This is a genomic window from Enterobacter cloacae complex sp. 372C4, assembly GCF_050030615.1.
GTDB lineage: Bacteria > Pseudomonadota > Gammaproteobacteria > Enterobacterales > Enterobacteriaceae > Enterobacter > Enterobacter intestinihominis.
Map to the genome: position 1 here is coordinate 37,022 of NZ_JBLGUQ010000003.1, position 25,116 is coordinate 62,137.

Sequence of the window (25,116 nt, forward strand, 5' to 3'; positions counted from 1 at the left end):
CAGGGCGAAAACCAAAAGGCGAAGTGTACCGCTATTCGCCAGGGTTATAAACGGCTGGGTGACGCATCACGATCAGATGGTCAGAATCTGCTGGCAGCCCGTCTGGCTTCACGTTTTCCAGGCGCAAGACGTTACCCATAATTTCGCTGAACACGGGCGCGGAAACGGCCCCGCCGTAGTAGGCTCCGTTTTTCGGATCGTTGATCACCACCACCAGTGCAAAACGGGGATCGCTGGCGGGCGCAACGCCTGCTGTGTAGGCGACGTATTTATCCACATACTTACCGTGTTCATCGATTTTTTTGGCCGTCCCGGTTTTAATCGCCACACGATAGTTACGCACCGCCGCTTTGATCCCGCCACCGCCGGGTAACGCGACGCTCTCCATCATGTGTTCCACCTCGTGAACAATCTCCCCGGGCATCACCCGTTTGCCAATCACGGGGGGATCGATACGGGTGATGGACAGAGGCCGTTCAATGCCATAGCTACCGATGGTGGCATACACATGCGCCAGCTGGAGGGGGGTAACCATCAGGCCATACCCAAAGGCAAAGGTCGCCCTGTCTAACTGACTCCAGAATTTTCGCTGCGGCAGTAAACCTGAGCTTTCTCCCGTTAAGCCAAGCCCGGTACTCTCGCCAAAACCAAAGTTTTTATAGGTATCAAGTAACCGTTGCACGGGCATCGCGAGAGAAAGACGGGATACGCCCGTGTCGCTGGATTTTTGCAGGATCCCGGTCATGGTCAGCTCGGGGTAGTAACCCACATCGCGAATACGATGACCATCAATGGTGTAGGGATGCGTGTCTATCACGCTGTCAGGCTGCACCAGCCCCTGCTGTAGCGCCGTCATCAGCACCAGAGGCTTAACGGTCGAACCCGGTTCAAAGGTGTCGCTGATCGCGCGATTACGAAAGTCATCCAGCGTTGCCCCTTCCCGATTGTTGGGGTTGAAGTCAGGGAAGCTCGCCATCGCCAGAATTTCGCCCGTCTGGATATTAATCAGCACCGACGCGCCTGACTCGGCTTTATTCCACGCCACGGCATTATCCAGCGCGTCTTCGGTGATAGTTTGCAGGCGTTCATCGATACTAAGCTGGATATTATGTGCCGGTACGGGCGCCACCTCCGTGAGGTTCTCAACCACATGCCCGTATCGATCTTTCCTGACCAGCCGCACGCCTGCCTTCCCGGTGAGCTGCGTGTTAAAGCTTTTCTCGACGCCCTCAATACCCTGACCATCAATATTAGTGAAGCCAATCAGGTTTGCCGCCACGTGTCCGGCAGGATAAAAGCGACGGGACTCATCGCGTAGGTTGATACCGGGAAGACGCAGCTTATCAATCCACTTTGCCTGGGAGGGATCAACCTGACGAGCTAGATAAATGAATCGCCCGTGCGGATTGCTGTTTATTCGCGATGCGAGCGTGCTCAGAGAAAGGTGTAAAGCATTTGCCAGGGCCTGCCAGCGCGAATCAAAGCCGATCCCCCCTTTATCAAGCACAGTTTTGGGATCGGCCCAGACGGCCTGGACAGGTACGCTTACCGCAAGGGGACGCCCTTCACGGTCAACAATCATCCCACGTGGGGCGTCTATCGCCACTTCGCGCAGGGAACGCATATCCTCCTGCTTCACCAGATTATCCGGTTTGATAATTTGTAGCCATGCCACGCGGCCTAACAGAAAAGCAAGGCTACAAAAGATGGCGAGACACAGAAGTGCAAAACGTGCCGGTGTAAAGTTTCCGTTGGCCGTTATTGTCTTTTTTTTCACTTTAACCCCAGGGCTGTTAATCAACGCCCTGATTTAACGGGAAAAAGGGATAATAAGGCGGGAAAACAATGCTAATAATCTCGCGGGTTTGCAACAAGATAATAACAGAGGAGGAATACGTAACATTTTGAAAAATAAGTGAATAAAAAAGCCCCGCATCGGCGAGGCTTATGTCTGAGATCGAAGCGCCAAGCGCTTCAGTCAGCAGTGATTCGATCAGATAGCAGTTACGTTAACCGCAGCTGGGCCTTTCTGGCCGTCCTGAATTTCGAACTCAACGTTCTGGCCTTCAGCCAGAGTTTTGAAGCCGTTACCCTGGATTGCAGAGAAGTGTACGAACACGTCTTTGCTGCCGTCAGCAGGAGTAATGAAACCAAAACCTTTAGACTCGTTGAACCACTTAACTTGACCTTTAATCTTTGCCATTTGCAAAATTCCTTAGAGTGTTTTCTTAGCCCGCAGGCTTTAACATAGATAAAACTGAGACATTACTGCTTGAGGCACTAATATAAGGTTCGGCAGAGAAGCGGTATTCAACGACAACGTGTTTACTCAGGACTTCTTTACTGAAAATGCCACACATAAACAGAACTGTACCTCGTTTGACCCAAAACGTGTTATTACACACAACGTTTAATATGGCAAGCCATTTTTAAACGTGTCTCGATCCGCCGCACAAATTCAGGGGTTACTCCATAACAATCTGCACAGTTATGCGAATTGTCAAATGAAGCGCCACCTGACCTCACCGCCCACAGAGTGCGCTGACGCGCCCTGTAATCAAAGACTTTTTAAACATAGCTCAATCATTTCAAAGCGTCCATCCCAATCCCTGAATTTCTTTAAAGGAATGACTGAGTTAGAACATTTTGTGAAAAGTTATGCTGAAAACATCGCAATGCACCAGAGTGTGACAGTGAATAAACGATGTTAAATACATTTTGCTAACTGTATTAAAATCCACCATTTAATAAGCGTTATTCTGCACCAAAATAATGAAATTTTTATGACTCTGCCTCAAAACAAGGCAAGCAAAACGTTTCGATAAAAATAAAACACTTCAGGAAAGTTAAAGCTCACAATTTATTCAACGAAACGGTATGACTTGTATAAGGATAAATATTCGCCAGTTTTCAGTATACTGAAACAGTAGTTAACTGCTGCTTAATTATATGTTGGGATGTTATGGGTTACATTTGATAAGGGAGGAGATTTACGCCGTACGTCAGGCCACCTCCCCGTTCCGGGCAGACTATCGTTCGGCCACCAGGCGAATGAACTCTTCCTCGTCTTGTTTTTGAGCATCAGCTTCCTTCGGCACCGCTTTCTCCTCCGGCTCGTTGGCTTCGCACAGACGACGCAGCAACGCAGTCTGCCGTTTCTGCTGATCGAGCAATGCTTCCAGCAGCTCAATCTGCTCGTTTGTGCGGGAGCTGGCGCGATTAACGAAGAACCACAGCACCAGTCCAACAACCAGCACCACTAAAGACATTACCAGGGATGCAATGCTCAGCAGCCCCGAATTCATTAACTCACCCATTTCACCACCTCAGTAAAAACAGTCATTTTACCACTGCAGCCACGTAAGGACATCGCTCAGTGCAAAAATAGCCACTACCAGGGGATAAACTTATTGATTGAACAAATGCCGCTAAAGAACTGTACATCCTGATCGCACATCACATTGATAGTCTGCGTCCACAGCACCACGCATGCTATCAGCACTATAATCAGAATTACCCAGCGTATTTTTTTCACTCCACACTCCGTCTTATGACCTGATGTAGCCAGGTTATCACGGCTATCTTAAACAGGGGCTAACTGTACCTTCAACAGACGCTTTTCGGAATCGTGCACTTGTTTCACTGCGTAAACCCGTTACGCTTACTCCATGACAACAAAGAAAAAAGAGGCATCGATGCGTTTACTCGTTCGTACGATAATTGTACTGGCACTTGTGTGGATCGGCCTGCTGTTAAGTGGGTATGGCGTATTAATGGGAAGCAAAGAGAATGCCGCGGGTTTGGGTATTCAGTGTAAATATCTCACCGCCCAGGGGGTAAGCACGGCTCAGTACATCCATTCCGACAGCGGGATCATCGGGTTAACCAACTGTCCTGTGCTGCGTAAATCATCTGTTGTGGTGGATAACGGCTAATCAGAGCTAAATTTCGCTTACAAAAACGCCGCAAGAGTGCGGCGTTTTTATTGGAGGCATTGATCAGAACGGGTATTCGTTATAGCCCATCTGCTCTGAAATTTTGCGCGCTGCGGTATGCAGAATTGCCACATACTCATGAAGACGCTCTTCGGAGAAACGCAGCGTTGGGAAAGAGATGCTCAGTCCCGCAATGACAACGCCGAAGCGGTCAAACACCGGCACACCGATGCAGCGCAACCCTTCTTCCTGCTCTTCGTTATCTTCCCCATAACCCTGCTCACGCACTTTATCCAGCACGCTCAGCAGTTCATCCGTACTGGTAATCGTGCGATCGGTGCTGCGTTTGTATTCCACACCGTCAAGGATTTGCTTAACCTCTTCACGATCGCGCCAGGCCAGCAGGACTTTACCAATTGCGGTACTGTACAGCGGGTTACGACGACCGATGCGTGAATACATGCGCAGGTTGTACATGGAGTCAATTTTGTGGATGTAAACGATGCTGTCTTCATCCAGTGCGCCGAGGTGAATGGTCTCTTTCGTCAACCGCGAAAGTTCACGCATCTGAATGTCAGCGCTGCGGATCAGATCCACGTTCTGCAAGGCGCGGGCGCCCAATTCAAACAATTTCAGGGTCAGAGAATATTTTTCTGATTCTCCTTCCTGCGCGACATAACCCAATGATTTCATCGTCTGCAAAAAGCGATAAACGGTGCTTTTCGACATCATCACACGCTGCGACAACTCTGTAATACCAATTTCACGCTCTTCTCCGAGCGCCTGCAAGATGCCAAACACCTTCAGCACGGAAGAAACAGAATCTGGCTGCTTATCCAAATCTGCGATTGCCATTTATCACCTCATGGAGAGTGTTTTATAAAAATCAGAACCGGTTTTTATTATAAATTCGTGTGATGCGCGCTGCAATCTATCTGGGTTTACTTCGTTACAAATCTGCGACATAAAACCGAAATAACGATGCTAAAATAGTTACTCTGAAAATAATTTCACACTGAGTCATTCTTTTCCCATGCAAAAAAACGTTTCTGATGGCCTGCCCTTACCCCAGCGGTACGGGGCAATTGCCACTATTGTCATCGGCATTTCGATGGCTGTCCTTGACGGTGCGATTGCCAATGTGGCTCTTCCTACCATTGCCAAAGACCTTAATGCTTCTCCGGCAAGCTCCATCTGGATTGTGAACGCGTACCAGATAGCGATTGTGATTTCCCTTTTGTCACTCTCTTTCCTGGGCGATATGTTTGGTTATCGCCGGGTTTATCAGTGCGGGCTGGTGGTCTTTACTCTCACCTCGCTCTTCTGTGCCCTTTCCGATTCACTGCACACCCTTACGCTTGCACGTATCGCACAGGGTTTTGGCGGTGCGGCGCTAATGAGCGTGAACACGGCCCTGATACGGCTTATCTATCCTCATCGCCATCTGGGGCGCGGCATGGGCATTAACTCCTTTATTGTGGCCGTGTCGTCCGCCGCCGGGCCGACGATCGCCGCCGCCATTCTGTCCGTAGCCTCGTGGCAGTGGCTGTTTGCCATTAACGTGCCGCTGGGCATTGTGGCGATCTTCTTCGCCCTGCGCTATCTTCCGGAAAATGGTCCGAAAAACATCATGCCACGTTTTGACCTGCCCAGCGCTGTGATGAACGCGCTGACCTTTGGCCTGCTGATTACTGCGCTGAGCGGATTTGCGCAGGGACAGTCTTTGTCGCTCATTGCCGCAGAAATCGTTGCCCTGCTTATCATCGGCTTTTTCTTTGTACGACGCCAGCTGGCGCTGCCCGTGCCGTTACTGCCGGTCGATTTGCTGCGTATTCCGCTGTTTTCGCTATCAATTTGTACCTCCATTTGCTCGTTCTGCGCCCAGATGCTGGCGCTGGTTGCGCTGCCATTCTTTTTGCAGAGCGTGCTTGGCCGTTCGGAAGTGGAAACAGGCTTGCTGCTCACGCCCTGGCCTTTGGCAACCATGGTGATGGCCCCGCTGGCCGGGTACCTTATTGAGCGCGTTCATGCCGGACTGCTGGGGGCTATCGGGCTGATCGTCATGGCAGCAGGACTGTTTGCGCTGTCGCTCCTGCCCTCCTCGCCGGGGGATCTGGATATTATCTGGCGCATGATCCTGTGCGGGGCAGGTTTTGGTCTGTTCCAGTCACCTAACAACCACACAATTATCACCTCTGCCCCACGTCATCGCAGCGGTGGTGCCAGCGGGATGCTGGGTACGGCAAGACTGTTAGGGCAGAGCACCGGGGCCGCAATGGTGGCGTTGATGTTTAACCTTGCCGGGCAAAATGCGACACACGTTGCGCTGATTACCGCAGGGACACTGGCGACCCTCGCGGCTATCATTAGCGGCCTTCGTGTGACCCAGCCAAAGGCGCAGGCATAAAAAAACCGGGCGGAGATTGTCTCCTGCCCGGTTTTTTTCATCCGGCGGGATTACTTTAGGTATTCGCCGCTTCGCAGCGCTTCAATACGTTTATCCAGCGGCGGGTGTGACATAAACAGCTCGCTCAGCGACTTTGATTTACCATTGATGCAGAAGGCCATCATGCTGTTTGCTTCCTGCGGCTCGTAGCTGGTTTTCAGACGTTGCAGCGCAGCAATCATCTTCTCACGACCCACCAGTTTCGCAGAACCGGCATCCGCGTGGAACTCACGATGACGGGAGAACCACATGGTAATGATGCTTGCCAGGATACCGAACACCAGCTCCAGCACCATTGAAACAGCAAAATAGATCAGCGGGTTACCGTTGCTCTCTTCACCCTCATCACGGTTGCCACCCATAAATCCGGCAGCAATCTGCGCCAGAATACGGGAAATAAAGATAACGAAGGTGTTCACCACGCCCTGGATCAAGGTCATGGTGACCATATCGCCGTTAGCGATGTGGCTGATCTCGTGAGCAATAACCGCTTCCGCTTCGTCACGGCTCATGTTTTGCAGCAGACCGGTACTGACGGCCACCAGGGACGCGTCACGACGCGCACCGGTAGCAAACGCGTTGATATCCGGCGCGTGGTAGATCGCCACCTGCGGCATGGCTATGCCCGCCTGCTTTGACTGCTGAGCAACCGTGCTCATCAACCACTGTTCCATATCGTTACGCGGCTGCTCAATAACTTCACCGCCCACGGATTTCAGTGCCATCCACTTCGACATCAGCAGTGAAATGAAAGAGCCACCGAAACCAAACAGCAGCGCCATAATCAACAGACCCTGAACGCTGCTCGACTGAATTCCCGTCAGGCTTAGCACCAGCCCGAATACCACCATCACCGCCAGGTTGGTGAGCAGGAAGAGCGCGATTCGCATCATAATATTCTTTTAACCTCAGTTTAACAAAACGCACTATGCGATTACCCACATCGTATGGGTATTGCGGCTATTTTCAAGCATCCAGACGGCGTAAGTCACCAGAAAGACACAACTTTACACAATTGGAAATCTGCCTGACGGAAGGATGAGGAACAAAAAGAAACAGGCACAATTTCTTGTGCCTGTTGGGGGATTATTTTGTCGGAGCAGGTTGTACGGCAGGTTTCTCTTTTTCCAGCTTCGCGAGATCAAGCGCGATATGCACCGTCTCGTCCAGATACGGATCGGGCTCCTGGTAATCCTTAGGCAGATCGTCCAGTTTTTTGAGCAGAGGCTTGCCTTCACGTTTGAAGCGATCGTTGATACGCGCCAGACGTGTCGCGTCATCTTCATTATTCTCTTTCTCACGCTGGGCGTAGTTCAGAGAGACAATGCTCCGTTTCGCTTTCAGAGCGTTGAAACGCGCGATGTCCTTCATGATGTACTGGAATTCCGGATCCTTCCCGATGCGGTCGTTGTGATTTTTCAGCAGTTCCGGACCGAACTGTTTCATATCACCCGATTTCACGAATGTCGCGGCATCAATGCTATCCCACGGCAGCGCGTTATCTTCAAACTTCTCGCCCGTTTCCGTCTCTTCGGTACCTGTCGGCATCATGATGTCCGGCGTCACGCCTTTGCGCTGCGTACTGCCGCCGTTAACACGGTAAAACTTCTGAATGGTGTACTGTACTGAGCCCAGCGCCGGCCATTCAGGGCGCAGCATCTGGTCGTAAATACGGTTCAGAGAGCGGTACTGCTGAACGGTGCCCTTGCCAAACGTCGGTTCGCCGACGATTAACGCCCGGCCGTAATCCTGCATGGCAGCAGCGAAGATTTCCGATGCAGAGGCGCTGAAGCGATCGACCAGCACCACCAGCGGCCCCTTATAGTAGACCACGCCATCGGTATCGGCATCTTCACGCACTTTACCGTTGTTATCGCGCACCTGAACCACCGGGCCAGACGGGATAAACAGCCCGGAGAGCGAGACGGCCTCGGTCAATGCCCCGCCGCCGTTGCTGCGCAGGTCGATGATCACACTGCTGACATTCTGCTTTTCAAGCTTCTGGAGCTGCACTTTTACATCATCGGTCAGGCCAACGTAGAAGCCAGGGATATCCAGAACGCCAACCTTCTCTTTACCCACGGTTTTCACCGACATTTTCACCGCGCGATCTTCCAGACGGATACGCTCACGGGTCAGAGTAACGATACGGGTTTTGGTCCCCTTTCCGGCTGGCAGGATCTCCAGGCGAACTTTGCTGCCCTTCGGCCCTTTGATCAACGCAACTACGTCATCAAGTCGCCAGCCAATCACGTCCACCATGCTCTTTCCGGTTTGACCTACACCGACAATACGGTCGCCTACGCTGATCGCTTTGCTTTTCGACGCAGGGCCACCGGCCACCATGGAGTTGATAACGGTGTAGTCATCATCCATCTGAAGCACAGCACCGATACCTTCCAGAGACAGGCTCATTTCGGTATTGAACTGTTCGGTGTTACGTGGAGAGAGATAATTAGTGTGCGGATCAATTTCGTGCGCAAACGCGGTCATCGCCAGCGAGAAAACATCTTCACTGTTGGTCTGCGCCAGACGACGAATTGCGAATTTGTAGCGACGGTTTAACGTCTCACGGATCTCTTTCTCGTCTTTGCCTGTGAGCTTGAGGCTCAGTTCGTCATATTTGACTTTTCCGTCCCACAGCGCATTCAGTTCAGCCTCATCTTTCGGCCATGGCGCTTTGCTGCGGTCCAGATTAAAGGTGTCGTTGCCGGTGAAGTCCATCGGACGTTCCAGCACTTTCAGCGCGTATTGATAACGCTCAAAACGGCGCTTTTGCGATAAGTTGTACAGATCGTAGAAAAGATCCAGCTTTCCGGAGCGCAGCTCATCACCCACTTCGGATTTGCGTTTAGCGAACTGTTCGACATCGCTGGCCAGCAGTACGTTATGGCTGTAATCCAGCAAGTTCAGATAACGGTCAAAGATTTTGGCCGAAAAGGCCTGATCGAGATCGAACTGACGATAGTGCGAACGAGTAAAGCGCGACGTCACGCGCTCACTCACCGTCGCGTGCTGAGTTTCTTCCTTAAGAACCGGAATTTGATCAACACGCGTAATATCGTCCACAGCGAAAGCGTGGCCTGTTATAGCAAACAGGCCAGCCAGCGCGGTGAGCTTAAAAAAAGTGTTCATGCCAGGCTCGGCCTCCGTTTCAGAACAACAAGTGTTCTGCGCGTACAATCATTGACATACCAGAAGTCAGCTGTACACGAACGCCATCTTTGGTGATTTCCAGTACGGTGGCATCCATCGCATTGTTACCCGCTTTAACCTTCAGAGACTGACCTACGCTCAGGGCGTTGATGTCCGAAACTGGGGTGTGGCGCGGCTCTTCGCGCGGCGCACGTGGGGCTTTAGCTGCTGGTTTGTCAGCACGCGGTTTGCGATCGTTATTTTCAGTACGACGCGGTGCCGGACGCGGTTTACGCTCGCGACGAGGGGCGTCTTCCTGACCGTTTGCCGCTGCGGCTTCGCGTTTTTTGGCCTGCTGTTCAGCACGCTGTGCCTGAACGCGAGCTTTGGCTTCTTCAAGCTGCTTACGCGCATGTTCTACGTGCTGCTCGTCCAGCTCACCACACGGGTTGCCGTCAAGGTCGACACGGGTCGCACCCGGCTTGATACCGTACAGGTAACGCCAGCTCGAGGTATAAAGGCGCAAGGCAGAACGAAGCTGCGTTTTGCTGAGGTTCATCTCCCCCTCAACGCGCGCGACCAGATCCTGAAAGATACCGACTTTCAGAGGACGCGCTTCACCTTCAGCGCTGAAGCACTGCGGGAAACGCTCGGCCAGAAATGCGATAACTTCTTTACTGCTATTCAACTTAGGTTGATTTTCCATGAAATTTCCTGATTACAACGGACGTTGCCAACAAGCGCAGGCATGAACAGGCGACATTATAATGACGCTATCAGTAAATGCTACGTTATCCGTTGATTATCCTGCGACGCTCGCAAAGAATTTATGATAATCGGTCTCTGCCAGAACATTTTCCAGGTTTGCGGCCAACGCGCGCAGCCCCTGCTCATCCTCGGCAGTAAAGCGGCTGAAGACCGTGCTGTCGATATCCAGAACGCCAATAATCTGATTTTTAACCACCAGCGGCAGTACGATTTCAGAATTGCTGCTGGCATCGCAGGCAATGTGGCCGTCAAACGCATGTACATCTTCGACACGCTGAACCTGACGGGTCGCCACTGCGGTACCGCACACGCCGCGCCCTACCGGGATGCGTACGCAGGCGAGTTTCCCCTGGAAAGGCCCCAGCACCAGCGTGTCGCCTTCCAGCAGATAAAAGCCCGCCCAGTTCACGTCAGAAAGGCGTTCGAACAGTAACGCACTGGTATTTGCCAGAGTGGCTAAGAAACTGGTTTCCCCTGCCATTAATGCCTTAAAATCGCGATTCAGATCCGCGTAGAATTCTGTTTTGTTCATTATTCAATCACTTAGTTATCTTACATAATTACCGCATAGCCTATTAAAATAAGCATTAAATGCGCTCATGCTCAAGATGAATCCGTTCATGAGTTATTATAACTTTCAACAATACTTATCTGTGTGCGACTGATGGCCCTAAAAACACCCCAAATTACGCCGACAAGAAAGATCGTTGTCCGTACGGTAAGCCAGGCTCTGCCTCGTGCACATTATCAGCGTTGTCCCCAGTGCGATACGCTTTTTATGTTGCCGAAGATGAAATCGCACCAAAGTGCTTTTTGCCCTTGCTGCGATGCCAAAATTCGCGATGGCCGGGACTGGTCATTGACGCGTCTGGCGGCAATGGCGGTTACTATGCTGCTGCTGATGCCGTTCGCCTGGACCGAGCCGCTGTTAAAGCTCTACCTGCTTGGCGTGCGTATTGACGCTAACGTATTGCAGGGGATCTGGCAGATGACGCGCGAGGGCGATCCGCTCACCGGCGCTATGGTGCTGTTCTGCGTCGTCGGCGCACCGCTGGTGCTGGTCGCGGCAATTGCCTACCTGTGGTTTGGCAACATTCTGGGGATGAACCTGCGCCCTGTCCTGCTCATGCTGGAAAAGCTCAAGGAGTGGGTGATGCTGGACATCTATCTGGTGGGCGTCGGCGTGGCCTCCATTAAGGTGCAGGATTATGCGTTTTTACAACCCGGCATTGGCCTTTTTGCGTTTATTTCACTGGTCCTGCTGAGTATTTTGACCCTGATTCATCTGAATGTTGAACAGCTTTGGGAGCGATTTTACCCTCAGCGTCCCGCGACCCGGCCTGATGAAAACCTGCGCGTCTGCCTGGGGTGCCATTACACCGGTTTTCCGGATAAACGCGGGAGGTGTCCTCGCTGCCACATTCCGTTAAGATTGCGGCGCAACAACAGCCTGCAAAAATGCTGGGCGGCGCTTATCGCCTCACTGATATTTTTATTCCCGGCCAATATGCTGCCGATCTCCGTAATTTATGTGAACGGCGCCCGACAGGAAGATACTATCCTTTCGGGGATTATCTCTCTGGCGCACAGTAACGTGGGGGTTGCCGCCATTGTGTTCATCGCCAGTATTCTGGTGCCCTTTACCAAAGTGGTGGTGATGTTTACGCTACTTATCAGCATTCACTTTAAATGCGAACAAGGACTACGCACCCGCATCCTGCTTCTGCGATTCGTGACCTGGATTGGTCGCTGGTCGATGTTGGATCTGTTCGTGATTTCGCTGATGATGTCGCTCATCAATCGCGATCAGTTACTTGCTTTTACCATGGGACCCGCAGCTTTTTATTTCGGCTCTGCGGTGATATTGACTATTCTTGCAGTGGAATGGCTGGACAGCCGCTTACTTTGGGACGCACATGAGTCAGGAAACGCCCGCTTCGCCGACTGAAGCGAGAATTAAAACAAAACGCCGCATTTCGCCATTCTGGTTGCTGCCTGTCATCGCGCTGATGATCGCAGGCTGGCTTATCTGGACGAGCTATGAAGATCGCGGAAGTACCATCACGATTGATTTCCAGTCTGCGGACGGCATTGTCGCCGGACGTACCCCCGTTCGCTTCCAGGGGGTGGAAGTGGGTACCGTGCAGGATATTTCCCTCGGCAAAGGGCTGAACAAAATCCAGGTCCGGGCGAGCATTAAGTCTGACATGCAGGATGCCCTGCGCGCCGAAACGCAGTTCTGGCTGGTCACGCCTAAAGCCTCCCTGGCCGGCGTTTCCGGGCTGGATGCGCTTGTGGGCGGTAACTATATCGGCATGATGCCTGGCAAAGGTGAGCCACAGGATCACTTTGTTGCGCTGGATAACCAGCCGAAATATCGGCTGAATAACGGCGATCTGATGATCCACCTCCGCGCGCCGGATTTGGGCTCGCTGAACAGTGGTTCTCTGGTCTATTTCCGCAAAATTCCGGTTGGCCGCGTTTACGACTACGCCATTAACCCGAACAAAGATGGCGTGACCATTGATGTACTGATCGATCGCCGTTTTACCAACCTGGTAAAAAAAGGCAGCCGCTTCTGGAACGTCTCCGGCGTCGATGCTGACCTGAGCTTAAGCGGTGCGAAAGTGAAGCTTGAGAGCCTGGCGGCGCTGGTGAATGGCGCTATCGCCTTCGACTCACCTGCTGACTCCAGCCCTGCCGCCGCAGAGGATACCTTTGGTCTGTACGCCGACCTGGCACACAGCCAGCGCGGTGTCATCGTCAAGTTGACCTTGCCGGATGCCAAAGGCCTGAAAGCCGGTTCGACCCCGCTGATGTACCAGGGTTTAGAGGTCGGGCAACTGACAAAATTAACCCTCAACGCGGGCGGCTCCGTTACCGGCGAAATGACGGTGGATCCGAGCGTTGTGGACCTCCTGCGGGAAAAAACACGCATCGAGCTGCGTAATCCGAAGCTCTCCCTCAGCGACGCCAGCATCAGTTCCCTGCTGACGGGAAGCACCTTTGAGCTGATCCCCGGTGAAGGTGCGCCGAATAAAAACTTTGTCATCGCGCCGGCGGATAAAGCTCTGCTGCAAAAACCGGGCGTGTTGACGGTTAAGCTGAATGCGCCGGAAAGCTATGGTATCGAAGCCGGTCAACCGCTAATCCTGCACGGTGTGCAGGTGGGTCAGGTTCTGGAACGAAAGCTGACGGAAAAAGGGGTCTCCTTCTCCGCCGCCATCGATCCGCAGTACGGCAACCTTGTGCACGGCGACAGTAAATTTGTGGTGAACAGCCGGGTCGACGTGAAGGTGGGTCTGGACGGCGTTGAGTTCCTCGGCGCCAGCGCCAGCGAGTGGGTTAACGGCGGGATCCGCATTCTGCCGGGCAGCAAAGGCGCGCTGCGTGAGAGCTATCCACTGTTCGCCAATCTGGACAAAGCCATTGAAAACAGCCTCGGCGACCTGCCGACCACCACGCTGACCTTAAGCGCTGAAACGCTGCCGGATGTCCAGGCAGGCTCCGTCGTGCTTTATCGTAAGTTTGAGGTCGGAGAAGTGATCACCGTTCGTCCTCGTGCGGACGCGTTTGATATCGAACTGCATATCAAGCCGGAGTATCGCAAGCTGCTCACGCCAAACAGCGTGTTCTGGGCTGAAGGCGGCGCGAAAGTGCAGCTCAATGGCAACGGGCTGACCGTACAGGCGTCTCCCCTCTCCCGTGCCCTGCGCGGTGCGATCAGCTTCGATAACCTGAGCGGCGCGGGCGGCAACATGCGTAAAGGTGACAAGCGGATCCTCTTCCCGTCTGAAACCGCGGCGCGCGCCGTCGGGGGACAGATTACCCTGCACACCTTTGATGCCGGTAAACTGGCAGAAGGCATGCCTATCCGCTATCTCGGAATTGATATCGGGCAGGTTCAGAAGCTGACGCTGATCACCGCGCGCAATGAAGTTCAGGCTACCGCCGTGCTTTATCCGGAATATGTACAGACGTTCGCCCGGGCAGGCTCGCGCTTCTCGGTGGTTACGCCGCAAATTTCTGCCGCAGGGGTTGAGCATCTCGACACCATACTTCAGCCGTACATTAACGTTGAACCGGGTCGGGGCAACGCGCGTCGTGAGTTTGAGTTGCAGGAGGCGACCATCACCGATTCCCGTTATCTGGACGGTCTGAGCATTGTGGTTGAAGTACCGGAAGCCGGTTCGCTGGGCATCGGTACGCCGGTCCTGTTCCGCGGTATTGAAGTGGGGACAGTAACAAGCCTGACGCTGGGTAATCTGTCCGACCGCGTGATGGTCGGCCTGCGCATCAGCCAGCGTTATCAGCATCTGGTTCGCAACAACTCAGTGTTCTGGCTCGCTTCAGGCTACTCGCTGGACTTCGGCCTGACCGGTGGCGTGGTCAAAACGGGGACCTTTAACCAGTTCATTCGCGGCGGCATTGCCTTCGCGACGCCGCCTGGCACGCCTCTGGCGCCTAAGGCGCAGGCAGGAAAACACTTCCTGCTGCTGGAAAGTGAACCGAAAGAGTGGCGCGAATGGGGAACGGCACTGCCGCGTTAATCTCGCAGGCTCCGGTGTCAACGCGCCGGAGCCTTTATGTTACACTGCGCGCCTGAATGTTTCCCTGTGGTGTGCCCGTGGCTCAAAACTCCGTATTTCTTCCTGAACAATTCCTCGCACAGATGCGCGAGGCGCTTCCTGCTCATCTCTCTTTCGACGATTTCGTCGCCGCCTGCCAGCGCCCTTTGCGTCGAAGTATTCGCGTCAATACGCTGAAAATCAGCGTCGGAGCGTTTCTGGATCTCGTCTCCTCCTACGGCTGGCAGCTGACGCCGGTGCCGTGGTGTGAGGAAGGGTTCTGGATCGAGCGGGATGACGAGGAGAGCCTGCCGCTCGGCAGCACCGCCGAGCACCTGAGCGGGCTGTTTTATATTCAGGAAGCCAGCTCCATGCTGCCGGTTGCCGCGCTGTTTGCCGACGGAAACCAGCCTGAGCGGGTGATGGATGTCGCGGCGGCGCCGGGCTCCAAAACCACGCAAATTGCCGCCCGGATGAACAACCGCGGCGCGATCCTCGCCAACGAATTTTCCGCCAGCCGCGTCAAAGTCCTGCACGCCAATATCAGCCGCTGCGGGATCCACAACGTCGCGTTAACACACTTCGACGGTCGCGTGTTTGGCGCTGCCTTGCCGGAAGCTTTTGATGCCATCCTGCTTGACGCGCCCTGCTCCGGCGAAGGCGTAGTGCGTAAAGATCCTGATGCGTTAAAAAACTGGTCCGTTGAAAGCAACCTGGAGATCGCCGCCACGCAGCGTGAACTGATCGACAGTGCGTTTCATGCCCTGCGCCCCGGTGGAACGCTGGTTTACTCCACCTGCACGCTGAATCGTGATGAAAACGAGGACGTCTGCCTGTGGCTCAGGCAACGCTATGCGGATGCCGTCGAGTTTCTGCCGCTGGACACCCTCTTCGATTCGGCCAGTCACGCGGCCACCCCTGAAGGCTTCCTGCACGTCTTCCCGCAGATTTACGATTGCGAGGGGTTCTTTGTCGCACGACTGCGTAAAACCCGCGCCGTCGATCCGCTGCCTGTCCCTAAGTTTAAGGTCGGCAACTTCCCGTTCGCACCGGTCAAAGGCCGTGAGGCGACACAGGCGCAAGCGGCTGCCAGCAAAGTGGGACTGCACTGGGATGAGAGCCTGCGCCTCTGGATGCGGGACAAAGAGCTGTGGCTGTTCCCGGTCAACATCGAACCGCTGATTGGTAAGGTGCGTTTCTCCCGCCTCGGTATTCGCCTGGCGGAGATCCACAACAAAGGCTATCGCTGGCAGCACGAAGCGGTCATTGCGCTGGCCGGCAATGAGAACTCCTTCGCCCTGACGCATCATGAAGCGGAAGAGTGGTATCGCGGTCGTGACGTTTACCCGGAAGACGGCCCGTCACAGGATGAAGTCATCGTGACGTATCAGGGCTATCCGCTCGGGCTGGCGAAAAAAGTCGGCTCGCGGCTGAAAAACAGCTATCCGCGTGAACTGGTACGCGATGGTCGCCTGTTTACCGGTAACAGCCGCACTGACTGAAAAAACGCATTTTTTTACTGGCGATTTCGCTCTCCTTGACTAGGATCAAAAATGGATGACTGCACTGGTCATACCAGATTTTGGGCAACAAACCGGAGAGCATTATGACGAAAACCAGCGTACGCATTGGCGCTTTTGAAATCGACGACGCTGAATTGCGCGGCGAAGCACAAGGCGAACGAACGTTAAGTATTCCCTGCAAATCCGATCCGGATTTGTGCATGCAACTGGACGCCTGGGATGCAGATACCAGCGTCCCGGCGATCCTTGATGGGGAACATTCCGTTCTGTACCGTGAACATTACGACAGTAAAACCGATGCCTGGGTCTTGCGTCTTGCATAACCCAAAGAGAACCCGCCCGAAGGCGGGTTATTTATTACTGAAGCTGCGTCAGCGTCAGAAAGCCCCCGAACACCGCTCCCGTATCAATGTAGTGCAGATTGTTGAAATCGTAGCGCTTGTCCACAGGCGTATGTCCGAACCAGAAGTGATCCGCACCGCTAATGCCCTGCCCTCTACCCACCATAAAGCCCATTAACCGGTCGCGATCCCACAGCACCCGCTGGGCATCTACCGGCTTATGCCAGGCATATTCGGCGGCGGGATAATCCGCATGAGCAATCACGTTCAGACCGTTTTTGCAGGTTATTTCAATAATGTGCGGTAAGTCCCGACACGCGTCGAGTAAATCCTTCGCCTGCTTTTGTTGAGCGACCGTAAGCCCGGTAAACCAGTTACCGCCATTTATCTTCCAGAGACTAAAATCATTATTTTCAAGCGCATCTAACGCCATTTGCTCGTGATTACCGCGTACCGCATAAAACCACTTTTCCTGCATCAGCTGTAAACATTTCACGCTGTCGGGACCGCGGTCGATAATATCCCCCACCGAGATAAGCAGATCCGAAGCAGGATTAAAATGCCGTCGTTTCAGCTCATCCATAAGCCACTGATAGCAACCATGAATATCGCTGACAACCCAGACATGACGCCAGTGTTCTCCCTCTATTTTCTGATACATAACGCCTCCTGTAAGAAGTATAGCTGCCACAGAAAATGTCATGAGCCGACGTTGGATATCGCGAATCCAAACAAACCATAAACCAGCCGGAAATAAAGATCGCTGCGCTATTAATCCCTTATTCCCTGGCCTTTAAAATAGTGCGGAATAAAAAGAGGGATTTTCACGTGTCAAACATACACCTGCAAAACGATGTTTTTTATCCGCATCGCACAAATATTATTTCGGAACTGGTGAGAGGGAAACGCGTTCCCGGCCCAATCTGGCACAAACGTGATTACCGGTTAAAGTTCCTTCTGCGCTCGCTTTTATTCTGGTCCTCCACCCATCGCATGCTGGAGGCGCTATCCGGGCGCGATGATTTCGACAGGCTGCTCACCTCTCAAATTACCTTGCCGAGCAAAACTCACCGCCAGTATCTGATGCGTGGCCTGAACTCAAACGACCGGGCCGATGCTATCGTCAGCCACTATCAGTGGATTGATAGTCTGACAAATACCGCCCTCGCCCACGCGCTGACCAATCCGCAAGAGGTGCCGGTTGTCCGGTTCGAGGCAAAAAACGGCGAAATCTATACCGTCCACGCCTCGTCCGCAGGTAAGGCTGAACGTGAAGGCGAAAGCACGCTTTGGCTGCATGACAATGACAACACGCTGCTTGCCAGCCTGACGTTCTGTGTCGCACGCAGTAACGGCCGTATGGTGCTGGTGATCGGCGGCCTCCAGGGTCCACGTCGTCATGTTTCACGGGAGGTGATTAAGCAGGCAACCCGTGCCTGCCATGGGCTTTTCCCGAAACGCGTGCTGATGGAGGTGATCTTCCAGCTTGCCTCACGCTCGAACATCAGCGCGATTTTTGCCGTCAGCGATGAAGGCCATGTTTTCCGCGCGTTGCGCTACCGTCTGAGCAAAGGGCGTCATTTTCACGCCAGCTACGACGAGTTCTGGGAAGGCCTGAACGGAAAGAAACTCTCCCCCTTCTGCTGGCAGTTGCCGCTCCAGATGGAGCGTAAAGCACTGGAGGAGATTGCCAGCAAAAAACGCGCCGAATACCGTCGCCGCTTTGCGTTACTTGATGATATTGCGGCTTCCGTACATGCGCGCATTAATCCCGCAGTCGTCTCAGGCAAAATACAAACAAAAATTTAACAAAACAGCCAAAAAGGACTGGACTTACGCCTGCCGGGTTGTGGTATGTTTGAAGCAGGCGCACAGGAAGTGAACCTTCTGCTGAGACGAAAACCGGATTTTATCGTTTATTTTCATGCAGATAAAAAGAGACCGAATACGATTCCTGTATTCGGTCCAGGGAAATGGCTCTTGGGAGAGAGCCGTGCGCTAAAAGTTGGCATTAATGCAGGCTCAATCGCCTTGCCCTTTAAGAATAGATGACGACGTCAGGTTTTCCAGTCCACAGTAAAAGTGGTCTGAAAAAAAGCGTCAGAACATCACTAAATGTGAAAAACCGCAGAGCTTTTACAAGCACCTGCGGTTTTTTTTTACTGGAAACCTGACGGCTAGCAGAGCTTTTTAGCGCGCTCAATAAACGGTGCCAGACTCTTCTTCTGCCCGGGGTTTGCCGGGTCATCCACCTGGATCACGCTGACAGGCTGTCCGTTACTTTTCCCGCTGGCAACCTGCTGCTCCGCTACGTCATTTAACGGATACTGCACGAGCGTACTGGGATTGATGACATACAGCGCGTTACCGGGACGGCAGGTGAGCATGACCTCTTCACGATTAAATGCCCAGTTGTCCTTACCCACTTCAAACCGGCTGACGGTGATGACCTGCGGCGCGGCCAGCGCACTGCTGGCACAGGTGAGAAGTAAAAGAGAAAGCAGTGTCTTTTTCATAAGTTATTAAACCTTGTCAGAAGGGTTCCCAGGTCGCGAACAGGCTGACGGCCGCCAGTACCAGCGCGCCCAGCACCACTTCTGCCTGTGTCATCCTGATAAAAATCTGTTGTTCCCGCCCGGCATCAGGACGAAAGCGTGGCACAAGAAAATACCGATTCGCCAGCGCAATTGCCACCATCATGATGACCAGCGCACATTTGAACAACAACAGCCGTACATAAGGCGCTTCCCACGGCACGTCTATGCCCACAATAAAGAGCGTATTGATTATCCCGGTCAGCAGCACGCCCGCCACGGCATAATGCCCCACGCGGGAGAAGCGCATCATGGTAAAGATAGCGGCTGGCTGCCAGCGGCCTTTCGCCAGCCGCATACAGAACAGCAGCGGCAGTAAACCGCCCACCCAGGTGGCGGCGCAGAGCAGGTGAAGCGCATGGTTCAGACGATGCAACGCACCCGGCGCGCCACCGTTCATCGCGGCATGTCCCACACCCGCCAGCAGCACCAGTTGCCCCATCGCGAGCAGTAATAGACGTGAGCCCTTTTGCGGGGTAAGCCATGCAGCGCCCGCGGTCACAGCGGCCAGCACCATTTGCCACAGCCAGACGCCACCAAACTGCGTGCCCAGCACGCTGCGCCAGACCGCCGGGCGAATGACATCCCCCCAGCCGTTACCCATTAACCCACTTTGCAGGCCGAACATCAGCAGAGCAGCCATCAGGCTGATTAAGGCCGCGATATTCTGCTGGCGCTGGAAACGCTGCGTCATGAGGCGCTGCAACGAAGACGGTGCAAACCAGACACTGTATAGCGCGTTGCCGAAAAGTAGTATCAGCGCAACAAAATGGATAAAGCGAAACGCTACGTAGCTCAGGGCCAGCATACTATTTCACGCTAAAGTGATAGCTGCCCTTGGTTTTGTGGCCGTCCACGGAGACCACATGCCAGTCCACCGTATAGGTGCCGGTCGTCAACGGTTTCTCAAGAGGAACAATCAGCTTTGCGTTATCCTTCTCGTCACGCTTCACCGCGCCGGTCTGGATTTTGTGCTGCTGCGCGTCCGTCACCACGACGCCGCTGAAGGCAGGTTCAATGCCTTCCGAGAAATTCAGGGTAATGACGTCGGGTGCCGTCGCGACGGTATTTTCCTGCGGGGATTGTTGCTTAAGGTGCGCATGGGCCAGAGCTGATGGCGCGATTGCCGAAGAGAGCAGAAACACCAGCGCACACGCGACGCGGGAAGGGGTAAAGTGCATCACAATCATTCCTTTTCGTTATGCCTGAATGCTAAAGAATAACTCTGTATAATTAACGAGTCGAGGAACATCCTTTGCTCCCTTGTCATCGTTGAACAATCGCGGTAACGTTGCCGCCGCAGAAAAAGGAGAAGGAAATGAACGTTAACCTGGCCGCCCTTCCTCAGGACGAGATGGACAAAGTGAATGTCGATCTCGCCGCCGCGGGGGTCGCATTTAAAGAGCGTTACAACATGCCCGTCGTGGCTGAAGTGGTAGAGCGTGAACAACCCGCGCATCTGCGCGACTGGTTTCGCGAACGTCTTATTGCGCATCGCCTCGCCTCCGTTAATCTCTCGCGCCTGCCGTACGAACCTAAAGTTAAATAAGCTTAACGTCCCGTTACACTTCCTTACGCGTTATGTGGCAGGATAAGAAAACCCTGATAAATTTAGGTGTAATCTTAAAATCCCAGCGACTTAGTGTATAAGGAAGTCACGATGTCACGATGGACTATTGCCGCGGCTCAGTATGCTCCGCGGCACAACTGTGTTGATGAGCACGTAAAACATCACCTGCACTTTATTGACGAGGCTGCCTCACATGGGTGCGATTTAGTCGTCTTTCCGGAGCTTTCGCTTACTGGCCCTGGCGGAACAACCTTACCCCCACCCCCTGACGATTTGCAGCTTGCCCCCCTCCTTCACGCGGCGCAGTCACGTTTCATCACGGTGATTGCCGGTATTACGCTCCAGCAACAGAAAGGACTCGCGCTATTCACCCCTAACCTGTCGACCATCCGGCGTTATCCGCAGGGTAACGGTGCGGGTGTTATTCCTGGCAATAAACGGTTAACCATCGTTGATAATCAGGCTGACGCCCCGGAACTGGACCCAGAGGCAACGCTGTTCACCAGCAGCCTGGCGGTGGGTGAGCAACGCTGGCGGCAATCCATCAGTTCGTTACAACGCTTCGCGCATAAGTACGCCATCGCGGTATTAATGGCGAACGCGCGCAGCGGTAGCGCGTTATGGGATGAAAAAGGTCAGCTGATCGTGCGTGCCGATAAGGGAGAGTTGCTGTTAACCGGTTCTTTGGGCCGACAGGGTTGGCAAGGGGATATCATTCCATTAGGCTAGGCATTTTAGGATCAGGAGCGATCAATGCTGCGCGTTATCGATACCGAAACCTGCGATTTGCAGGGTGGAATTGTGGAAGTCGCCTCTGTCGACGTGGTTGACGGAAAGATAGTCAATCCAATGAGCCACCTGGTGCGCCCGGACCGTCCCATCAGTGCGCAGGCGATGGCAATTCATCGCATTACGGAATCGATGGTGGCGGATAAGCCGTGGATTGAAGAGATCATCCCTCTTTACCACGGTAGCCAGTGGTATGTCGCCCATAACGCCAGCTTTGACCGCCGCGTGCTGCCGGAGATGCCCGGTGAATGGATTTGCACCATGAAGCTGGCGCGCCGTCTGTGGCCGGGGATCAAATACAGCAATATGGCGCTGTATAAGTCGCGCAAACTAAGCGTGCGGACGCCGGAAGGGCTGCATCATCACCGCGCCCTCTATGACTGCTACATCACCGCAGCGCTCCTGATTGATATCATGAATACTTCCGGCTGGACGCCGGACGATATGGCGACCATTACCGGCCGCCCCGCCCTACTGACCACCTTCACGTTCGGTAAATATCGTGGAAAACCGGTATCGGAAGTGGCGGACAACGATCCGGGCTATCTGCGCTGGCTGTACAACAACCTCGACAGAATGAGCCCGGAACTGCGCCTGACGCTGAAGCATTATTTAGGCGAAGCCTGAGTTCCCGCGCGGCCTGGCAGCGTATCCTGCGCCAGGCCAATCAAAAAGGCGTACTCCAGCGCCACCCCTTCATAGGATTTAAATCGCCCTGATTTCCCTCCGTGCCCCGAGTCCATATCGGTACACAGCAGCAGCAGATTATCGTCAGTTTTCAGCTCACGCAGCTTCGCCACCCATTTCGCGGGCTCCCAGTACTGCACCTGGGAATCGTGCAGGCCGGTGGTCACCAGCATATGCGGATAGGCTTTCGCCTCGACGTTATCGTACGGGCTGTACTCTTTCATGTAGCGATAATAGGTTTCATCCTGCGGATTCCCCCACTCCTCAAACTCCCCGGTGGTCAGTGGAATGGACTCATCCAGCATGGTCGTCACCACGTCCACAAACGGCACCTGGGCGATAACGCCTTTAAACAGTTCAGGCCGCTGGTTGATGACGGCGCCCATTAGCATGCCCCCGGCGCTGCCCCCCATGCCAAAGCAGAGCTGCGGATCGCCATAACCCTGCGCGATCAGCGCATCGCAGACATCAAGGTAGTCGTTAAAGGTATTTTTCTTTTTGAGAAATTTTCCGTCTTCATACCAGTGCTGACCCAGTTCGCCGCCACCGCGAATATGGGCAATCGCATAAACAAAACCGCGGTCGAGCAGGCTCAGCCTGCTGCTGCTGAAATCGGCGTCCATGCTGGATCCGTAGGAGCCGTAACCGTAGACGAGGATGGGGTTTTTACCTTTGTTGAAGTGATCCTTGTGGTAGACGAGAGACACGGGGACTTCAACGCCGTCGCGCGCGGTCACCCACAGGTGTTCACTGCGATAATTTTCCGACTCAAATCCCCGGACCTCAGCCTGTTTAATCACCTGACGCTGCCCGGTGTCCATATCTAGCTCAAACAACGTGTCCGGGGTAGTCATTGACGAATAGCCGTACCGCAGGCGGGACGATTCCGGTTCCGGGTTAAAGCCGATCCACGTCACGTAAGCAGGGTCATCGAACGCAATGCCCACCACTTCGCGGGTTTTGCGGTTGATTTGGCGGATACTGGTCAGTCCGCGCTGACGCTCTTCCACCACCAGCCAGTCGGTAAACAGGGTGAACCCCTCCAGCATCACCTGATCGCGCGCAGGAATTAACACTTCCCACTTCCGTTCATCGCGCACTTTGGTTTTATAAAGGCCAAAGTTTTTGCCCTCGCGGTTCGAACGCAGGTAAAAGCTGTGCTGGAAGTGATCCAGACTGTACTCATGATCTTTACGGCGCGGCAGGAAGCATAACGGCTGGGCATCCGGCAGTTCGGCATCCAGCAGCAGCACCTCAGAGGTGGTGGCGCTGGCAAGGAAGATAATCACGTAGTGGCGAGACGAGGTTTTATGCAGGCTGACGTAGAACGTCTCGTCTTTTTCTTCATACACAAGCTCATCATCGGCGGAATCGGTCCCCACCGTATGACGCCAGACCTGATAAGGTAGCAGCGTTGAGGCATGCTTTTTAACGTAGTAGACCGTTTCTGAATCGTTACCCCAGACGAAATCGGGGGAGACATTATCCAGCATTTCGGGATACCAGTTTCCCGTTTCAAGATTGCGGAAACGCAAACCGTACTGGCGGCGGGAGAGGTAATCCTCAGCCAGCGCCATAATGGCGTTATCGGGGGAAATGGACATGCCGCCCAGCGTATAAAACTCACTGTGGGCAGCACGTTTGTTAGCATCCAGCAGGATCTCCCATTCGTCCCACTCGGCGCTCAGCACAGACTGGCGCTGGTAGATGGGATATTCGTTTCCCGGCTCATAAATATGGCGATAGCGATAACCGTTTTTGCACCACGGGGCAGAGACATCACGCTGGGGGATACGCTGCACCATTTCGTTCAGGAGCTGATCCTGAAGCGCCTGCTGGCTGGCCATGACCTGGCGGCCATAGTCGTTTTCCTCGTGCAGATAGTCGAGCACCTCTGGCCGGGAACGGGAATCGTCCCGCAGCCAGTAGTAGTTATCGATACGCGTATCGCCATGCGTGGTGATCGCATAAGGAGTACGTCGGGCTTTTGGAGGCATGGCATTCTTACTTTTTCGTTTTACATCCTATAAGGTTGGCAAAACACGCGTATGATGCAAGCGAAACATGGCCTTCTAGCCCGCGAGGGTCTGCTTCTGCTGCTGAATATCCTGCTCAATTCCCTCACGAACGTCCTGTGGGATCTTCAGCGCATCACCCAGGGCGTTCAGGTAGCTGCGCTCCATAAAGTGATCGATATCGATGGCAGCACAGCTCAGAAAATAGAGTTCCAGCGCCTCTTCTTCGTTTTTCACACTTTGCGCCAGCCGCTGCGGATCGAGCGGCTGTTCGATGGCCTGCGCCACCAGCGCCCTGCCCTGCTCCTCAACACCCGCTTCGCGCATCTGCTGTTCAATCGCGGCACGTTCACTGGCATCAATATGCCCGTCGCTCTTGGCTGCAAAGACCAGGGCGAGGATCAGACGCTCGGTGCGTAAATCTAACGGCGATGCCTGCTTCCCGTACTGCGGTTCATCCTGATGCGCGTTGCGCACCTTGTCTTTGTATTTGTTCCATAAGACGGAGCCTGCAATAGCCCCTCCGCCCGCCAGCAGCGCGCCGGTACCGTATTTGGTAAGCAGTTTCCGCGATGATTTATTGGCAACCAGCAAACCGGCCAGCCCGCCGAGCGCACCCGGCACAAGCAGCTTGCTCAGACCCTGTTCGCCGGACGACGAGCCTTTTTGTCCCAACAGGGATTGCAGTTGATTCATCCAACCTGACATATTTTTCCTCACGTAACAGTGCGTAACCTTCACAGCC

The 25,116-nt window shown here is 53.8% G+C and carries 26 protein-coding genes and 1 pseudogene; 11 read left to right on the top strand and 16 right to left on the bottom strand.

What is annotated here, in order from left to right:
* Nucleotides 1–31 precede the first annotated feature (31 nt).
* The 5 genes and pseudogenes from ftsI to mgrB form a co-directional block, all read right to left on the bottom strand.
* Nucleotides 32–1,777, bottom strand: a complete 1,746-nt coding sequence (gene ftsI, locus ACQG11_RS25345; protein ID WP_023300357.1) for a peptidoglycan glycosyltransferase FtsI — start codon at nt 1,775–1,777, stop codon at nt 32–34.
* Between the two features lie 216 nt (nt 1,778–1,993).
* Nucleotides 1,994–2,203, bottom strand: coding sequence for a transcription antiterminator/RNA stability regulator CspE (gene cspE / locus ACQG11_RS25350; protein WP_001062678.1), 210 nt, complete (start codon nt 2,201–2,203; stop codon nt 1,994–1,996).
* A 12-nt stretch (nt 2,204–2,215) separates the two neighbouring features.
* Nucleotides 2,216–2,360 (bottom strand): annotated as a pseudogene (locus ACQG11_RS25355) (DUF2627 domain-containing protein).
* 669 nt (nt 2,361–3,029) lie between these two features.
* On the bottom strand, nt 3,030–3,317 hold the full coding sequence (locus ACQG11_RS25360) for a YebO family protein (RefSeq protein WP_023300358.1): 288 nt from the start codon (nt 3,315–3,317) through the stop codon (nt 3,030–3,032).
* Between the two features lie 74 nt (nt 3,318–3,391).
* On the bottom strand, nt 3,392–3,535 hold the full coding sequence (gene mgrB / locus ACQG11_RS25365; RefSeq protein WP_003859906.1) for a PhoP/PhoQ regulator MgrB: 144 nt from the start codon (nt 3,533–3,535) through the stop codon (nt 3,392–3,394).
* Between the two features lie 160 nt (nt 3,536–3,695).
* On the opposite strand from mgrB, the gene ACQG11_RS25370 reads away from it, so the two are divergent.
* The gene (locus ACQG11_RS25370) at nt 3,696–3,935 is read left to right on the top strand and encodes a YobH family protein (protein WP_022648454.1); all 240 of its coding nucleotides are present in this window, start codon (nt 3,696–3,698) and stop codon (nt 3,933–3,935) included.
* Between the two features lie 63 nt (nt 3,936–3,998).
* Here ACQG11_RS25370 and kdgR read toward each other — a convergent pair whose 3' ends face one another.
* On the bottom strand, nt 3,999–4,790 hold the full coding sequence (gene kdgR / locus ACQG11_RS25375; protein WP_022648455.1) for a DNA-binding transcriptional regulator KdgR: 792 nt from the start codon (nt 4,788–4,790) through the stop codon (nt 3,999–4,001).
* 178 nt (nt 4,791–4,968) lie between these two features.
* On the opposite strand from kdgR, the gene ACQG11_RS25380 reads away from it, so the two are divergent.
* A complete protein-coding gene (locus ACQG11_RS25380) occupies nt 4,969–6,342 on the top strand; it encodes an MFS transporter (RefSeq protein WP_426728925.1) in 1,374 nt (457 codons plus the stop codon).
* A 50-nt stretch (nt 6,343–6,392) separates the two neighbouring features.
* Here the strand turns inward: ACQG11_RS25380 and htpX are convergent, their stop codons facing one another.
* The 4 genes from htpX to ACQG11_RS25400 form a co-directional block, all read right to left on the bottom strand.
* Complete coding sequence (gene htpX / locus ACQG11_RS25385) at nt 6,393–7,274, bottom strand: protease HtpX (RefSeq protein WP_003859899.1); 882 nt, start codon at nt 7,272–7,274, stop codon at nt 6,393–6,395.
* 193 nt (nt 7,275–7,467) lie between these two features.
* The gene (gene prc / locus ACQG11_RS25390; protein WP_426728926.1) at nt 7,468–9,516 is read right to left on the bottom strand and encodes a carboxy terminal-processing peptidase; all 2,049 of its coding nucleotides are present in this window, start codon (nt 9,514–9,516) and stop codon (nt 7,468–7,470) included.
* Nucleotides 9,517–9,535: 19 nt separating this feature from the next.
* Nucleotides 9,536–10,222, bottom strand: a complete 687-nt coding sequence (gene proQ, locus ACQG11_RS25395; protein WP_003859895.1) for an RNA chaperone ProQ — start codon at nt 10,220–10,222, stop codon at nt 9,536–9,538.
* Between the two features lie 96 nt (nt 10,223–10,318).
* On the bottom strand, nt 10,319–10,816 hold the full coding sequence (locus tag ACQG11_RS25400) for a GAF domain-containing protein (RefSeq protein WP_006811006.1): 498 nt from the start codon (nt 10,814–10,816) through the stop codon (nt 10,319–10,321).
* Between the two features lie 132 nt (nt 10,817–10,948).
* Between ACQG11_RS25400 and yebS the strand changes: the two genes are divergently transcribed.
* The 4 genes from yebS (at nt 10,949) to ACQG11_RS25420 (ending at nt 16,698) form a co-directional block, all read left to right on the top strand.
* Nucleotides 10,949–12,232, top strand: a complete 1,284-nt coding sequence (gene yebS, locus ACQG11_RS25405; protein ID WP_022648459.1) for a membrane integrity lipid transport subunit YebS — start codon at nt 10,949–10,951, stop codon at nt 12,230–12,232.
* Nucleotides 12,201–14,834, top strand: coding sequence for an MlaD family protein (locus ACQG11_RS25410; protein ID WP_426728927.1), 2,634 nt, complete (start codon nt 12,201–12,203; stop codon nt 14,832–14,834). Before yebS ends, ACQG11_RS25410 begins: the two co-directional genes overlap by 32 nt.
* Before the next feature lie 56 nt (nt 14,835–14,890).
* Nucleotides 14,891–16,354, top strand: coding sequence for a 16S rRNA (cytosine(1407)-C(5))-methyltransferase RsmF (gene rsmF / locus ACQG11_RS25415; RefSeq protein WP_426728928.1), 1,464 nt, complete (start codon nt 14,891–14,893; stop codon nt 16,352–16,354).
* Between the two features lie 104 nt (nt 16,355–16,458).
* The gene (locus ACQG11_RS25420) at nt 16,459–16,698 is read left to right on the top strand and encodes a YebV family protein (RefSeq protein WP_006811010.1); all 240 of its coding nucleotides are present in this window, start codon (nt 16,459–16,461) and stop codon (nt 16,696–16,698) included.
* Between the two features lie 34 nt (nt 16,699–16,732).
* Here the strand turns inward: ACQG11_RS25420 and pphA are convergent, their stop codons facing one another.
* Nucleotides 16,733–17,377 (bottom strand): protein-serine/threonine phosphatase, encoded by a 645-nt coding sequence (pphA, locus tag ACQG11_RS25425; protein ID WP_193131900.1) that lies wholly within the window; start codon nt 17,375–17,377, stop codon nt 16,733–16,735.
* A 167-nt stretch (nt 17,378–17,544) separates the two neighbouring features.
* Between pphA and ACQG11_RS25430 the strand changes: the two genes are divergently transcribed.
* Together ACQG11_RS25430 and ACQG11_RS25435 are read left to right on the top strand one after the other, a co-directional pair.
* A complete protein-coding gene (locus ACQG11_RS25430; RefSeq protein ID WP_023300363.1) occupies nt 17,545–18,525 on the top strand; it encodes a VirK/YbjX family protein in 981 nt (326 codons plus the stop codon).
* Nucleotides 18,526–18,570: 45 nt separating this feature from the next.
* A complete protein-coding gene (locus ACQG11_RS25435; protein WP_032609507.1) occupies nt 18,571–18,768 on the top strand; it encodes a hypothetical protein in 198 nt (65 codons plus the stop codon).
* A 125-nt stretch (nt 18,769–18,893) separates the two neighbouring features.
* Here the strand turns inward: ACQG11_RS25435 and ACQG11_RS25440 are convergent, their stop codons facing one another.
* From ACQG11_RS25440 to yobA, 3 genes are read right to left on the bottom strand one after another with little or no spacing between them, the layout of a single operon-like run.
* The gene (locus ACQG11_RS25440) at nt 18,894–19,232 is read right to left on the bottom strand and encodes a YebY family protein (protein WP_022648464.1); all 339 of its coding nucleotides are present in this window, start codon (nt 19,230–19,232) and stop codon (nt 18,894–18,896) included.
* Between the two features lie 16 nt (nt 19,233–19,248).
* Nucleotides 19,249–20,118: a copper homeostasis membrane protein CopD gene (gene copD / locus ACQG11_RS25445; protein ID WP_023300432.1), complete on the bottom strand. Its 870-nt coding sequence runs from the start codon at nt 20,116–20,118 to the stop codon at nt 19,249–19,251.
* Between the two features lies 1 nt (nt 20,119).
* Nucleotides 20,120–20,491: a CopC domain-containing protein YobA gene (gene yobA / locus ACQG11_RS25450; RefSeq protein ID WP_023300433.1), complete on the bottom strand. Its 372-nt coding sequence runs from the start codon at nt 20,489–20,491 to the stop codon at nt 20,120–20,122.
* Between the two features lie 137 nt (nt 20,492–20,628).
* On the opposite strand from yobA, the gene ACQG11_RS25455 reads away from it, so the two are divergent.
* The 3 genes from ACQG11_RS25455 to exoX all read left to right on the top strand — a co-directional run bounded on the left by ACQG11_RS25455 (nt 20,629) and on the right by exoX (nt 22,296).
* Entirely contained in the window at nt 20,629–20,859 is a 231-nt protein-coding gene (locus ACQG11_RS25455; protein WP_003859784.1) for a DNA polymerase III subunit theta, read from the top strand.
* A gap of 111 nt (nt 20,860–20,970) precedes the next feature.
* Entirely contained in the window at nt 20,971–21,609 is a 639-nt protein-coding gene (locus ACQG11_RS25460; protein ID WP_045623249.1) for a nitrilase-related carbon-nitrogen hydrolase, read from the top strand.
* A gap of 24 nt (nt 21,610–21,633) precedes the next feature.
* A complete protein-coding gene (gene exoX / locus ACQG11_RS25465; RefSeq protein WP_022648468.1) occupies nt 21,634–22,296 on the top strand; it encodes an exodeoxyribonuclease X in 663 nt (220 codons plus the stop codon).
* On the opposite strand, the gene ptrB is transcribed toward exoX, so the two are convergent.
* Nucleotides 22,278–24,353, bottom strand: a complete 2,076-nt coding sequence (ptrB, locus tag ACQG11_RS25470; RefSeq protein WP_426728929.1) for an oligopeptidase B — start codon at nt 24,351–24,353, stop codon at nt 22,278–22,280. The genes exoX and ptrB overlap by 19 nt on opposite strands.
* A gap of 75 nt (nt 24,354–24,428) precedes the next feature.
* Nucleotides 24,429–25,079 (bottom strand): tellurite resistance TerB family protein, encoded by a 651-nt coding sequence (locus ACQG11_RS25475; protein WP_426728930.1) that lies wholly within the window; start codon nt 25,077–25,079, stop codon nt 24,429–24,431.
* Nucleotides 25,080–25,116 lie beyond the last annotated feature (37 nt).

Excerpts from the sequence above, each read along its gene's own strand:
- cspE (WP_001062678.1), bottom strand. The coding sequence starts at position 2,203 with ATGGCAAAGATTAAAGGTCAAGTTAAGTGGTTCAACGAGTCTAAAGGT.
- ACQG11_RS25410 (WP_426728927.1), top strand. The coding sequence starts at position 12,201 with ATGAGTCAGGAAACGCCCGCTTCGCCGACTGAAGCGAGAATTAAAACA.
- yobA (WP_023300433.1), bottom strand. The coding sequence starts at position 20,491 with ATGCACTTTACCCCTTCCCGCGTCGCGTGTGCGCTGGTGTTTCTGCTC.
- prc (WP_426728926.1), bottom strand. The coding sequence starts at position 9,516 with ATGAACACTTTTTTTAAGCTCACCGCGCTGGCTGGCCTGTTTGCTATA.
- exoX (WP_022648468.1), top strand. The coding sequence starts at position 21,634 with ATGCTGCGCGTTATCGATACCGAAACCTGCGATTTGCAGGGTGGAATT.
- ACQG11_RS25420 (WP_006811010.1), top strand. The coding sequence starts at position 16,459 with ATGACGAAAACCAGCGTACGCATTGGCGCTTTTGAAATCGACGACGCT.
- copD (WP_023300432.1), bottom strand. The coding sequence starts at position 20,118 with ATGCTGGCCCTGAGCTACGTAGCGTTTCGCTTTATCCATTTTGTTGCG.
- kdgR (WP_022648455.1), bottom strand. The coding sequence starts at position 4,790 with ATGGCAATCGCAGATTTGGATAAGCAGCCAGATTCTGTTTCTTCCGTG.
- rsmF (WP_426728928.1), top strand. The coding sequence starts at position 14,891 with ATGTTTCCCTGTGGTGTGCCCGTGGCTCAAAACTCCGTATTTCTTCCT.
- proQ (WP_003859895.1), bottom strand. The coding sequence starts at position 10,222 with ATGGAAAATCAACCTAAGTTGAATAGCAGTAAAGAAGTTATCGCATTT.
- htpX (WP_003859899.1), bottom strand. The coding sequence starts at position 7,274 with ATGATGCGAATCGCGCTCTTCCTGCTCACCAACCTGGCGGTGATGGTG.
- pphA (WP_193131900.1), bottom strand. The coding sequence starts at position 17,377 with ATGTATCAGAAAATAGAGGGAGAACACTGGCGTCATGTCTGGGTTGTC.
- ACQG11_RS25440 (WP_022648464.1), bottom strand. The coding sequence starts at position 19,232 with ATGAAAAAGACACTGCTTTCTCTTTTACTTCTCACCTGTGCCAGCAGT.
- ptrB (WP_426728929.1), bottom strand. The coding sequence starts at position 24,353 with ATGCCTCCAAAAGCCCGACGTACTCCTTATGCGATCACCACGCATGGC.
- ACQG11_RS25455 (WP_003859784.1), top strand. The coding sequence starts at position 20,629 with ATGAACGTTAACCTGGCCGCCCTTCCTCAGGACGAGATGGACAAAGTG.
- ACQG11_RS25435 (WP_032609507.1), top strand. The coding sequence starts at position 18,571 with ATGTTTGAAGCAGGCGCACAGGAAGTGAACCTTCTGCTGAGACGAAAA.
- ACQG11_RS25460 (WP_045623249.1), top strand. The coding sequence starts at position 20,971 with ATGTCACGATGGACTATTGCCGCGGCTCAGTATGCTCCGCGGCACAAC.
- ACQG11_RS25400 (WP_006811006.1), bottom strand. The coding sequence starts at position 10,816 with ATGAACAAAACAGAATTCTACGCGGATCTGAATCGCGATTTTAAGGCA.
- yebS (WP_022648459.1), top strand. The coding sequence starts at position 10,949 with ATGGCCCTAAAAACACCCCAAATTACGCCGACAAGAAAGATCGTTGTC.
- ACQG11_RS25360 (WP_023300358.1), bottom strand. The coding sequence starts at position 3,317 with ATGGGTGAGTTAATGAATTCGGGGCTGCTGAGCATTGCATCCCTGGTA.
- ACQG11_RS25475 (WP_426728930.1), bottom strand. The coding sequence starts at position 25,079 with ATGTCAGGTTGGATGAATCAACTGCAATCCCTGTTGGGACAAAAAGGC.
- ACQG11_RS25370 (WP_022648454.1), top strand. The coding sequence starts at position 3,696 with ATGCGTTTACTCGTTCGTACGATAATTGTACTGGCACTTGTGTGGATC.
- ACQG11_RS25380 (WP_426728925.1), top strand. The coding sequence starts at position 4,969 with ATGCAAAAAAACGTTTCTGATGGCCTGCCCTTACCCCAGCGGTACGGG.